Below are 12284 nucleotides of genomic sequence, written 5' to 3'. Positions count from 1 at the left end.
TTTGACCAGGATTGAAGGACCTGCGGGACTGTGGAAAGCCCGGCGCTCCTGGTTCCTGGCGGCGGGGGGACTCGTTCTCCTCGTCGGGGTCGGCGCCCGGGTGTCCTGGAGCCAGGTGCGGGCGGCCCTTCATGGCCTCGCCTGGCCCTGGCTGCTGCTTGCGGGGGCGCTGACCGCGATCAGCATGGGTTGCCGGGCCTGGCGACTCTCGGCCGTCCTGGGGAAGGGCCTTTCCTTCCCCGGAACTTGGCGCTGCGTGTCCCTGGGCTATTTCGCCAGCCTGTTCCTGCCTTTGGGGGGCGGAGAGCTCGTGAAAGCCGCGGCCCTCCGGCACCGGTTCGGCCTGCCCCTGACCCGCGTGGGAACGGCCCTGGCCGTGGACCGGATGTTCGACATCGCCCTCCTTCTCGCCCTCCTGGGCGCCGTGGCCGGTCACGGATGGACGGGAAGGCCCGGCACCGTCCCCCTGGCCCTCGGAATCGCGGGCCTCCTGGCTCTGGCGGGTTTTCTCGCGATTTCAGGTCGCGCCTTGCGCGGGCGTCTGAGGCAGTGGGCTGCCGGAAAGCCCCGTCGGCGCATCTGGCTCGACCGCTTCGAAGAGATCCACGACCAGGCCGCGGCGCTGAGGAACGTCTCCCTGCTGCCCCGACTCGGACTGCTGCAGGCGGCGATCTTCTTCGTGGACGTCCTGTCCGCCTGGTGTTGCCTTCTCGCCTTTCCCGCCGGCGCCGGCCTGCCCTTCGCCGCCCCTCTGCGCGTGGCCCTCTTCGTCATGCTGGCCTTCGCCCTCCCCCTCCTGCCCGGCGGGCTGGGATCCCACCAGGCGGCCGTGATCCTCGCCCTGACCCCCTTCGGATTCGGACCGGCCGAGGCGCTGTCCGTGAGCCTGGTGGGGGAAGTGGTCCACGTCGCGACCCTCACAACCCTGGGAACCCTCGCTCTGGCCCGCCCCCCTCGCGAGCCCGCCGCGCCGAAGTGATAGACTCCCCCCACGTTCCGGAGGTTTCGTGAAGACCCTCATCCTCGCCGGCGGCATGGGCACCAGGCTCGCCGAGGAAACGGCGATCCGGCCCAAGCCCATGGTGGAGATCGGTGGGAAGCCCATCCTCTGGCACCTGATGAACATCTACGCCGCGCACGGGTTCGCGGAGTTCGTCGTGGCCCTGGGCTACAAGGGCGAAGCGATCAAGGAATACTTCCTGAATTTCCACGCCCTCAACGCGAACCTCACGGTGGATCTCACAACGGGCCGCCACACCTCCCAGCCCGGCGCTCCCGTGCCCTGGGTGGTGCACCTGGTGGACACCGGCGCGCAGACGCAGACGGGGGGTCGGATCAAGCGGCTCGAGGCGTGGCTAGGGGAAGACGACACCTTCTTCATGACCTACGGCGACGGGCTCGGGAACGTCGACCTACAGGCGCTGTACGCCTTCCACAAGCGGCACGGGAAACTGGCCACCATCACCGCCGTCCGCCCCCCCGCCCGCTTCGGCGGACTCTCGCTGGAGGGCGATGAGGTGGTCCGGTTCGACGAAAAGCCGCAGACCGGGGAAGGATGGATCAACGGGGGGTTCTTCGTCCTGGACCGCCGCGTTCTCGACTACATCTCCGGCGACGCCACCCTGTGGGAACTGGATCCCCTCGAGAAGCTCGCCCGGGACGGCCAGCTCCACGCCTTCCGCCACGAAGGGTTCTGGCAGCCCATGGACACCCTGCGCGAGAAGCACCTCCTCGAAACGCTGTGGGAATCGGGCCGCGCGCCCTGGAAGGTGTGGCCATGAGCTGGCGGGGAACCTCCGTTCTTGTCACCGGCGCCACGGGCGTGGTCGGCGCCTCCCTCTGCGCGCGCCTGGTCGCGGAGGGGGCCGACGTGGTTGCCTTCGTGCGGGATTGGGATCCGCGGAGCGAACTGGTCCGAGCGGGAACCATCGGCGCCTGCCGCGTGGTTCAGGGGGCGCTGGAGGACTACGCCGCCGTGGAGCGGGCCGTCAGCGAGCATGAGGTGGAGACAGTCATCCATCTGGGCGCCCAGGCCATCGTCGGCGTCGCCCTGCGGAGTCCGCTCCTCACGTTCGAATCGAACATTCGGGGCACCTACAACCTCCTGGAGGCCTGCCGCGTCCACTCCGCACTGGTGAAGTCCGTGGTCGTGGCGTCCAGCGACAAGGCCTACGGCGACTCCGACCTGCTGCCCTACGTCGAGGAGATGCCGCTCAAGGGGCGCCACCCCTACGACGTCTCCAAGAGCTGCACGGACCTCATCGCCCACACCTACGCCCACACCTACGGCCTGCCGGTGACCATCGCCCGCTGCGGAAACATCTACGGCGGGGGCGACCTCAACTGGAGCCGCATCGTTCCGGGCACCATCCGCGCGGTCCTGGAGGAGCGGGCGCCTATGCTCCGCTCGAACGGCACCAACCTCCGCGACTATATCTTCGTGGACGACGTGGTGGACGCCTACCTGCAGCTCGCGCTGCGGAGCCGCGAGGAAGGCATCCGGGGAGAGGCCTTCAACTTCAGCCCCGAAAGCCGCCTGAGCGTCCTCGACATGACCGCGGCCGTCCTCCGCGCCATGGGGCGCTCCGACCTCCAGCCCGTGATCCAGGGCGGGGGCAAGGCCGAGATCCAGGACCAGTACCTGAACAGCGAAAAGGCCCGCACGCGCCTCCAGTGGCGACCGGCCCACGATCTCGAAGCGGGACTCGCGCGGACCATCCCCTGGTACCGGGACTTCCTGGGCGCTCGCCCATGAGCGCCGATGCGCTGCGTGCCCAGATCCTGGAATTGGTCTCCGCCTACGCGACGGAGCGGTGGCAGGAGCGTCCGTTCGTGCCCGGCGTGACCCCGGTTCCCGTCAGTGGAAAGGTGTTCGACGGGGCCGACGTCCGCAACCTGGTGGACGCCTCGCTGGACTTCTGGCTCACCACGGGCCGGTTCGCCCGGGAATTCGAGCGCCGCTTCGCCGTCTGGTGGGGCCTGGACCACTGCCTGCTGGTCAATTCGGGCTCCAGCGCCAACCTGCTGGCCATCTCCGCCCTCACCTCGCCCCAGTTGGGGGACCGGCGCCTGGTGCCGGGGGACGAAGTGCTCACCTGCGCGGCGGGCTTCCCCACCACGGTCACGCCCATCCTGCAGAACGGCCTGGTCCCCGTGTTCGTGGACGCCCACCTGCCCACCTGCAACGCCGATCCAAGCCGCTTGGAGGAAGCCGTCGGACCCCGCACCCGGGCCATCATCCTGGCCCATGCCCTGGGCAATCCCTTCGACCTGGACGCGGTGATGGCGCTGGCGAAGAAGCATGATCTCTGGGTGGTGGAGGACTGCTGCGATGCGGTGGGCGCCGAATTCGGCGACCGCAAGGTGGGCACCTTCGGGCACCTCGCCACCGTCAGCTTCTACCCGGCCCACCACCTCACGATGGGAGAGGGCGGCGCCGTCCTGACCCGCGATTCCGCCCTGAAGAAGATCGTCGAATCCCTGCGGGACTGGGGCCGCGACTGCTGGTGCGAACCCGGCGTGGACAACACCTGCCGCCGCCGCTTCGAGTGGCAGCTCGGCGACCTGCCCGCGGGGTACGACCACAAGTACACGTACAGCCACCTGGGCTACAACCTGAAGCTCACCGACATGCAGGCTGCCGTGGGCCTCAGCCAGCTCGACAAGCTGGAGGGGTTCATCGCCCGCCGCCGGGAGAACTTCCGCGGCCTGCGCGCCCGGCTCGCCCACCTGGAATCCTTTCTGATGCTCCCCGAGAGCCTGCCGGACGCGAACCCCAGCTGGTTCGGCTTTCCCCTCACGCTGCGGGAGGACGCGCCGGTATCGCGCAACCGCCTGATCCAGTATTTGGAATCCCGGAAGATCGGCACCCGCCTGCTCTTCGGCGGCAACCTTCTGCGGCAGCCCGCCTTCAAAGGCGTGCCCCACCGCGTGGCGGGACCCCTCGACGGCTGCGACGCGATCATGAACCGCACGTTCTGGGTGGGCGTGTTCCCCGGCCTCACCCCTCCGATGCTGGACCACATCGCCTCGGCCCTGGAAGCGGGCCTGGGATCCCCCTGATGGGCGCGCCCCTTCCGGAGGCGGACCTGCGGGAAGCCGTGGACTGGGTGCAGGGATGGGAGCGCCTGCGCGGAGCGAGGCTGTTCATCACCGGCGGCACGGGCTTCTTCGGCAAGTGGCTGCTGGACGTAATGGACCGCGCCGACCGGACCTTCGGACTGGGGGTGGAGGCCGTCGTCCTGAGCCGCAATCCCCGGGCTTTTCTGGAGGCGATGCCCCACCTCGAAGGGGCCCGCTGGCTGAAACTCCACGCGGGAGACGTCTGCTCATTTCCCTCCGTGCGGGGTCCATTCACCCATCTGCTCCACGGCGCGGCCTCCTCCGACGCCCGCCACTACGCCGCAGATCCCCGCGCCATGCGGCAGACGATCAGCAGCGGCGCCCGGCGCGTCATGGAGGCCATGCAAGGCCAGACCGGATTGCGCGTGCTGTTCCTCAGCAGCGGCGCCGTCTACGGCCCCCAGCCCCCTGAGCTCACGCACTTCCCGGAGGATTTCCCCCTCGCCCCCGACACGGATGATCCGGGCCAGGCGTACGCGCAGGGCAAGCGGGAGGCGGAGCGCCTGATCCGAAGCGCCTGCGCGGACCTCGGCTTCCCCTGCCCCGTGGCCCGCTGCTTCGCCTTCGCCGGGCCGCACCTGCCGCTGGACCAGCACTTCGCCTTCGGCAACTTCATCCGCGACGCGCTGGAAGGACGGCCCATCCGCGTCGGAGGCGACGGGACGCCGTTCCGCTCCTACCTCTACGCATCGGAGATGGCAGCCTGGCTGTGGGCGCTCCTGATCCAGGGGGAATCCGGCGCCTACCACGTGGGCAGCGACCGGGGCGTCAGCATCCTCGAACTCGCCCGCACCGTGGGGGCCGCCGCCGGCCTGCCGGTGGAGGTTGAGCGGGTCCCCGTGGCCGGGGCGCCGCCCGCCCGCTATGTGCCCGCCGTGATCCGGATGGCCGGCGAGCTGGACCTCCGTCCCCGCGTGACCCTTGAAGAAGCCGTGGCCCGCACGCTGGCCTGGCACCGGCAGTTCCGCTCCCCGACGCCCGCTCCCTTTCCCTCCCTGGAGGCCCCATGATCCGCGTCGCCGACTACATCGCCCAGACCCTCGCCGCCCACGGGATCCGCGACGTGTTCCTCGTCACCGGCGGCGGGGCCATGCACCTCAACGACGCCTTCGGGCGCTGCGAAGGAATGCGCTACGTGGCCTGCCATCACGAGCAGGCCTGCGCCATCGCCGCCGAAAGCTACGCCCGGCTGTCGGGGCGCATGGCGGCCGTGAACGTCACGACGGGACCGGGGGGGCTGAACACGCTCACGGGCATCCACGGCGCCTGGACCGACTCCATCTCGATGATCGTCATCTCGGGACAGGTCCGCACCGAGACACTGGTGGCCTGCCAGGGCGACCCGGAGCTGCGCCAGCTCGGCGACCAGGAAGTGGACATCGTCCGGATCGTCGAACCCATCACCAAGTACGCGGTCCTGGTGACCGATCCCGCCACGATCCGCTACCACTTGGAGCGGGCCATTCACTTGGCCCAGTCGGGGCGGCCGGGACCGGTGTGGATCGACGTCCCCATGAACGTCCAGGGCGCGCAGGTGGATGAGACGGCACTGAAGGGATTCGATCCCGCCGTCGAGGCTCCGACGCGGACCTCGACCACCCTGAAGGCGCAGGTTCAAGAGGTTCTGCAGCGGCTGCGGGCCGCCCGGCGACCCGTGATCCTGCCGGGAACGGGCGTGCGCATCGCCGGCGCCTATGAGGCCTTCCGAGCCGTGGTGGACCGCCTGGGAATCCCCGTGGCGACGGCCTTCAACGCCCACGACCTGCTGCCCAACAGCCATCCCTGCTACGTGGGGCGGCCCGGAACGGTGGGGGATCGACCGGGGAATTTTGCCGTCCAGAACTCGGATTTCCTCCTCGTCCTGGGCTGCCGGCTGAACATCCGCCAGATCAGCTACAACTGGGACGCCTTCGCCCGCGCAGCCTTCAAGGTGATGGTGGACGTCGATCCGGCGGAACTGCGGAAACCGACCCTGCGGATCGACCTGCCGGTGGAAGCTGATCTGAAGGCCTTCCTGGACGCACTGCTGGAGGCGGCGGGCAACCACGACATTCCGCCGGCGCACCGCGACTTCCTCGCCTGGTGCAAGGCCCGCCAGGCCCGCTATCCGGTGGTCCTGCCGGAGTACTCCGCGAAGGAGGCCCCGGTGAATCCCTACTGCTTCGCGGAGGCGCTGTTCCACCAGCTCCCCGAGGGCCAGACCATCGTCACCGGGGACGGAACAGCGTGCGTCACCACGTTCCAGGCCGCCGACCTGAAGGAGGGGCAGCGCCTCTACAGCAACTCGGGCTGCGCCTCCATGGGCTACGACCTGCCCGCCGCGCTGGGCGCCGCCGTCGCCGCCCGGCATCAACCCGGCAGCTCCCAAACCGTCATCTGCATGGCGGGGGACGGCAGCATCCAGATGAACCTCCAGGAGCTCCAGACCCTGGCCACCCACCGCCTGCCCGTGGCGATCTTCCTCTACAACAACCAGGGCTACCACTCCATCCGCCAGACGCAACGGGCCTTCTTCCCGGACAACATCGTGGGTTGCGGAACGGAAAGCGGCCTCGGCTTCCCGGATTTCCAGGCCCTGTGCGGGGCCTACGCCATCCCCTACTTCCGGGTGGCGAGCCATGCCGAGATGGCCCCCGCCATCGCCCAGACCCTGGCCGCGGCCGCCCAGGGCCCCGTCCTGTGCGAAGTGATGCTGGACCTCGACCAGGGCTTCGCGCCCAAGCTCAGCTCCCGACGGCTGGAGGATGGCCGGATGGTCACCTCTCCCCTGGAGGATCTGGCGCCCTTCCTCAGCCGGGAGGAACTCGCGGAGAACCTGCTGATCGCGCCCTGGCAGGCCTGAACCACGTCAGCGTTTCTCCGGCATCGCGCCGGCATTCATGTCATTTATTTCAAAAGCCGATCATCGGCTAGCAGGCATCCGAAAATGCCTGGACGAAATGGCACATCGATTGCCCTCCCCCCTGTTCCGGAGTCATGCCATGGCCGCATCCATCAATCGGAACATCTTCGACGAACTGTTCGTCCTCGAGCTCGCCAACAACCACTGGGGCAGCCTCGACCGCGCGCTCCAGATCGTGCGGGACTTCGGGCGCGTGGTCCGCTACAACAGCGTCCGGGCGGCCATCAAGCTCCAGTTCCGGGACGTCGACTCGTTCATCCACAAGGACTTCCGCGACCGGAAGGACATCCGGTACATCAAGAAGACCGTGGACACACGCCTGGACCGGGAGAGCTTCGAAACCCTGGTCCACGAGATCCGCCGCTCCGGCTGCATCCCCATGGCCACGCCCTTCGACGAGAACAGCGTCGCCCTGTGCATGGACCTGGGACTGGACATCATCAAGCTCGCCAGCTCGGACCTGAACGACTGGATCCTCATCGAGGCCATCGCCCGCACCCGCAAGCCCGTCATCGCCTCCACGGGGGGCTCCTCCCTGCGCGACGTGGATGATCTCGTCACCTTCTTCAGCAACCGGGGCATCCCCCTGGCCCTGAACCACTGCGTGTCCCTCTACCCCAGCGAAGATGGGGAGCTCGAGATGAACCAGATCGAATTCCTGAGGAACCGCTATCCCGGGCTGACCATCGGGTTCTCCACCCACGAGTACCACGACTGGGAATCCAGCGTGATGATCGCCTACGCCAAGGGCGCGCGCACCTTCGAGCGGCACATCGACATCGACCAGGAGGGCTTCCCCAAGCCCTCGCCCTACTGCTCCACCCCCGAGCAGGCGGACCGGTGGTTCAAGGCGTTCCTCAAGGCCAAGGAGATGTGCGGCGCCCCGGGCACCCAGAAGCGAATCCCCCCGGAGCGGGAAGTCGAATATCTCGACGCCCTCGTCCGGGGCGTCTACGCCCGCCGCGACCTGCCCGAAGGCCACGTCCTGACCGCCGAGGACTACTACCTCGCGGTTCCGCTCCAGAAGGGCCAGATCTCCTGCCGTGAACTCTTCAACGAAGACCGCCTCGTGAAGTCCCTGAAGGCCGACGAGCCCATCACCATCGACCACATGGACAACGAGTACGGGCGCAATCCCTCCCTCCGACGCTTGATCGAGAGGCGTGGGCTCAAGGAATAGGCCCCCCCCAGGCCCGACCGCGTCACCCTCACCTGACGCAATCCGGCACTCGATCCCTCAGCACCCCGAGCGTGAGAAACCGTCAGGCCGAAATCCCTTGTCTTTGCAGAGAGCTAAAGGCATCTTGAATCAGACTCACCGCCATGGCACGGGACTTGATTACTCAAGCTCGGCCCATTCCTAAGGAGACGCCCATGAAGAAGCAGTCCGGCTTCACCCTCATCGAGCTGCTGCTCGTGCTCGCCATCATCGGCATCATCAGCGCCATCGCCATCCCGGCCCTCCTCGGCCAGCGCTCCCGCGCCCGTGACAAGAGCAGCCAGGACAATGCCGCCGGCATCGTGGGCGATTTCATTGCCGCGATCGATAAGGCCAAGGAAGATGGCATCACCGCAGACACCGTCGCCAATGTCCAGGCCAACATTGTCGGCACTACTGCTGCAACCTCCAAAATCCCTACGGTTTGGCAGTCCAAGAATCCCTGGAACACCAGTGGTGCTCTCCCTGCCTACAACACGACGCTCGTGACTGAAACGGCCGTGGATGGAACGGCCACCAAAGCTGCAGCCACTGCCGCCAAGCAGGGACAGGTTCAGATGGGCCTTCTTCCTGCTACGACCACCACACCAGGCGTCTTCGTCACCTCGGTGTATGTGCAGAATCAGTTTAAGGATGCGGCCAATGCCAATTCCAATGTTTTCATGAAGATCAGCAATCTAGAATAGAGTAGGAAATTATCTACCAAAAGAGGGGGACTCAGTCTCCCTCTTTTTTTATTTATTTCAGGATTCCCATTTTTTTAATAAATGGCATTCTTCTTGATCAAAGATCATCCATAGACTGGAGCCCCTCATGCCCAACCAGAAGGGATTTACACTTATCGAGCTTCTCCTAGTCCTAGCCATCATCGGCATTATTAGTGCCATCGCCATCCCAGCCCTCCTTGGTCAGCGCAGCCGGGCGCGCGATCGTTCATGTCAGGAGAATGCCTCGAGTATTTTGTCGGACATTATTTCTGCAGCAGACAAATATCGAGAACAGACGGGAGCTGTTCAAACCCTTTCCGTGCTCAATACGAATGTATTTGGAACGAGCACCGCTACGAGCATGATCCCTACCATCTATCAGGCTAAGAACCCCTGGAATACCTCAGGCGCGGTTGGAGCTTATGCGACCTCCGCGATCAGTGAGACTTCCTCCGATGGCACCGCAACTAAGGCGGCAGCTACTGTTGCCAAATTAGGACAGGTGCAATTCGGCTGGCTCAGCCCTAGCGGAGCCACTCCGGCCACACTCGTCTCAGCGGTCTATCTCCAAAATCAGTTCAAAGATGGATCGGGAGCTAGCACGAATGTGTTCCTAAAGACGTCTAATCTGGATTGAGTCTCCGCATCCTGTAGAGAGAAGTAAAAAGCAAAGATCTCTCTCATGAAGAATCTGCACTCACCCAACGCGGAGAGGGAGCCGAAGCACGGCAGACTGGTGATGGAGATCGTTCCCCCATGGACTTCGCCATTTCTACGTCCGGACTCACCAAACGCTATGGCTCGCAGGTCGTCGTGGATCAGCTTGACCTGGGCGTCCAAACTCGTACCATTACGGGATTTTTAGGACCGAACGGGGCAGGCAAGACCACCACCATTTCCCTATTGCTCGGCCTCACCAAACCCGACGCTGGACGTGCAGAAGTCTTAGGGTACGAGGCGGGCCATCCCGCCGCTCTGGCCCGCATCGGGGCTCTCGTGGAATCCCCCTCTCTCTACGACCATCTCACAGGTCGGGAAAACCTTGAGATCACGCGAATCCTGAGAGGACTTCCCCTTACGGAAGTAGATCGGGTGTTGGGGCAAGTGGACTTGATCCGCGACGCTCGGCGGCCTGTCCGGGAATACTCTCTGGGAATGCGGCAGCGGCTGGGAGTGGCCCTGGCGCTACTGGGCAGCCCGCAGCTCTTGATCCTCGACGAACCAACCAATGGGCTGGATCCCGCGGGTATCCAAGATATGCGGAATCTGATCCGAAGCCTCCCTGAGGAAACCGGAACGACGATCTTTCTGTCCAGTCACCTGCTGGCCGAGATCGAGCAGGTCGCACAGGATCTCGTCATCATCCACAAGGGGCGGTTACGGTACCAAGGATCCTGCCAAGGTCTAGGCACCGCGGAAAACGAAGAATTGATCGTGTGCGTCGATAATCCCACCCAGGCCTTAGCAGCCTTGGATCGTTTCCATTTCCCCCTGCGGGAGGTGGAAGGACGGATAAGGATCCGGGCACCGCGGGAGGAAGCTCCTACCATTGCCGCGTGCCTGGTGGAGGAGGGCTGTGCTCTTTTTGAACTCACGCCTTGCAAAGCCAATCTGGAGGCCCGGTTTCTGGCGCTTCTGGAGGAAGCATGAGCGTTCTGGGCATTCTTTTCGCAGCAGAGCGCGTGAAATGGCGAAAGAGTTGGCTGCTGCTCGTCACCATCGTCGCTCCTCTCTGCCAGGTGGCCTTCCTCGGTGTCGTCTGCTGGTTCTCGGATGCCCGGATTCGCATGTTCAGGCCTGGTTTTCAATTCTGGGTGGAATTGAACTTCATCGCCTGGAATCTGGTGGTCATGCCCCTGACAACCGCACTGGTAAGCGAGTTGTCATGGGAGCAAGAACGGGAAGCTCGAGCGTGGAACCACCTGTGGTGCCAGCCCTTCCCGCGAAGCGCGCATTTCATGGTCAAGCTGGTGGGTCATGCGGTCCTGGCGTGGGGGTCGCTGATCCTCTTCGCTCTGTTGGTGGTGGCCGGAGGATATGTTCTCCAAACCAATTCGGACCTTCTCATGGGTTCCCTTCCCTGGCCTCTTTTCCTTCGCTTTCTGGGATATTCGGCCCTGGCTCTTCTGGCCATCGTGGCATTCCACACGTGGCTCTCGATGTGGAGTCCCGGCTTATGGCTCGCCGTGGCGACCGCAGGGATCGGCAGTTGGCTTGCCGTCAGAATGGTGGGCAACAGTGTCGCCGCCCAATTTCTCCCCTGGGGCCTTGCAAGCCAGGCGATGCTTCTGTTTGAACGATGGAGGGTTCTCCCATGGGGATACAGTCCGGGGGCGCTCCTTCTGGCGCTGGGTATCGCCATCGGGGGAATCGCCCATTTCGCGCGCCGGGATCGCGTTCATGGATAGAGGCCCCATGAAAGCCTTTCCTCGTCTCCTCGCTGCCGAAGCCCTGAAACTACGGAGATCTCCCCTCCGGCGCCTAACTTGGTTGCTGCCATTACTCTTCATCGCCGTGGAGTTTATCGTCTTTGAACGGTCCTTATTGAGAGTGAAAGAGCTTTCTCCTCGGCTGCAAGCTCTCGCGGAAAGCCTCCCTCCCAAGATGACCGTGGCCATCTGGGGGGGCTTCCTCCAACCAGTGGCATTGGCCTTGATTCCCGCCCAACTCTTCCGGCCTGAGCATCGGTACAAGACATGGCGCCACCTTCATGCCCAACCCGTATCACGTCGCGGACTTTTCCTTGCCAAGGCAGTCTGGGCATTCCTCCTGAACGGAGTGATGCTGATCGTCGTGGGCGGATTGCTCTGGGGAGAGCGATCCGTTCTGGGGTGGTTGAACCCTGCCCTGGCAGTGGCGTTCCCCACCCAGCAGGTGGTGAAAATTCTAGGGTGGATGTGGATCGGAAGCATGCCCGTCCTGGCCATCTACCTGTGGATTTCGGATCGAATCAGTAGCGCCGCGGTTCCTCTCATTTTCGGGGTGGTGGGCCTCTTGCTCACCATGGCGCTTACTGGCCAGGAACTGGCTCAACCGTGGCGCCGGGACCTCATTCCCTGGGTGCTGCCCTACGCTTCTGCCGAACAAGTCATCCGTAGTGGCCCAATTCAGCAGGAAGCTCACGTGGGCGGAGCGCCTTTCCAAGCGGAGCCAAATGTCCTCCGCTTGCCCAGTGGACGGAAGATCCGGACTTGGCAGAATATTCCGGACGAACAACTCTTTCCGCCCCCACCTCCGACTCCGCCATGGCTACTGGCGTTCTTCAGCGTGGGTGCAGGCTTGTCATTGCTGTGCTTAGCATGGTGGGATGCAGGACGATCGCGCGTCTAGAGCC

12 protein-coding genes are annotated in these 12284 nt (G+C 64.9%); all 12 read left to right on the top strand.

What is annotated here, in order from left to right; all coding sequences use genetic code 11:
- Position 1: 1 nt before the first annotated feature.
- The 12 genes from RAH39_RS03700 (at position 2) to RAH39_RS03645 (ending at position 12280) form a co-directional block, all read left to right on the top strand.
- Positions 2-979, top strand: coding sequence for a lysylphosphatidylglycerol synthase transmembrane domain-containing protein (locus RAH39_RS03700; protein ID WP_306591455.1), 978 nt, complete (start codon positions 2-4; stop codon positions 977-979).
- Between the two features lie 28 nt (positions 980-1007).
- Positions 1008-1781: a glucose-1-phosphate cytidylyltransferase gene (gene rfbF / locus RAH39_RS03695; protein WP_306591454.1), complete on the top strand. Its 774-nt coding sequence runs from the start codon at positions 1008-1010 to the stop codon at positions 1779-1781.
- Complete coding sequence (locus tag RAH39_RS03690; protein WP_306591453.1) at positions 1778-2755, top strand: NAD-dependent epimerase/dehydratase family protein; 978 nt, start codon at positions 1778-1780, stop codon at positions 2753-2755. The genes rfbF and RAH39_RS03690 overlap by 4 nt, the downstream gene beginning before the upstream one ends.
- Positions 2752-4062, top strand: coding sequence for a lipopolysaccharide biosynthesis protein RfbH (gene rfbH, locus RAH39_RS03685; RefSeq protein WP_306591452.1), 1311 nt, complete (start codon positions 2752-2754; stop codon positions 4060-4062). The genes RAH39_RS03690 and rfbH overlap by 4 nt, the downstream gene beginning before the upstream one ends.
- A complete protein-coding gene (locus RAH39_RS03680; protein ID WP_306591451.1) occupies positions 4062-5132 on the top strand; it encodes an NAD-dependent epimerase/dehydratase family protein in 1071 nt (356 codons plus the stop codon). Before rfbH ends, RAH39_RS03680 begins: the two co-directional genes overlap by 1 nt.
- Positions 5129-6964: a thiamine pyrophosphate-binding protein gene (locus RAH39_RS03675; RefSeq protein WP_306591450.1), complete on the top strand. Its 1836-nt coding sequence runs from the start codon at positions 5129-5131 to the stop codon at positions 6962-6964. The genes RAH39_RS03680 and RAH39_RS03675 overlap by 4 nt, the downstream gene beginning before the upstream one ends.
- 139 nt (positions 6965-7103) lie before the next feature.
- Positions 7104-8204 carry an N-acetylneuraminate synthase family protein gene (locus tag RAH39_RS03670; protein WP_306591449.1) on the top strand — a complete coding sequence of 367 codons (1101 nt, stop codon included), beginning with the start codon at positions 7104-7106 and terminating at the stop codon, positions 8202-8204.
- Positions 8205-8398: 194 nt separating this feature from the next.
- A complete protein-coding gene (locus tag RAH39_RS14055; RefSeq protein WP_373467341.1) occupies positions 8399-8929 on the top strand; it encodes a type II secretion system protein in 531 nt (176 codons plus the stop codon).
- A gap of 127 nt (positions 8930-9056) precedes the next feature.
- Positions 9057-9587 carry a type II secretion system protein gene (locus RAH39_RS03660; RefSeq protein ID WP_306591448.1) on the top strand — a complete coding sequence of 177 codons (531 nt, stop codon included), beginning with the start codon at positions 9057-9059 and terminating at the stop codon, positions 9585-9587.
- A gap of 119 nt (positions 9588-9706) precedes the next feature.
- Positions 9707-10600 carry an ABC transporter ATP-binding protein gene (locus RAH39_RS03655; protein ID WP_306591447.1) on the top strand — a complete coding sequence of 298 codons (894 nt, stop codon included), beginning with the start codon at positions 9707-9709 and terminating at the stop codon, positions 10598-10600.
- Positions 10597-11358 carry an ABC transporter permease gene (locus tag RAH39_RS03650; protein WP_306591446.1) on the top strand — a complete coding sequence of 254 codons (762 nt, stop codon included), beginning with the start codon at positions 10597-10599 and terminating at the stop codon, positions 11356-11358. Before RAH39_RS03655 ends, RAH39_RS03650 begins: the two co-directional genes overlap by 4 nt.
- A 7-nt stretch (positions 11359-11365) precedes the next feature.
- Positions 11366-12280 (top strand): ABC transporter permease, encoded by a 915-nt coding sequence (locus tag RAH39_RS03645; protein WP_306591445.1) that lies wholly within the window; start codon positions 11366-11368, stop codon positions 12278-12280.
- Positions 12281-12284: the final 4 nt, after the last annotated feature.

It is taken from the genome of Geothrix sp. 21YS21S-4 (assembly GCF_030845995.1).
In the GTDB taxonomy this organism is placed as follows: Bacteria; Acidobacteriota; Holophagae; order Holophagales; family Holophagaceae; genus Geothrix.
The sequence above is the reverse complement of the archived record's forward strand: the minus strand, read 5'-3'. Positions and strand labels throughout refer to the sequence as shown.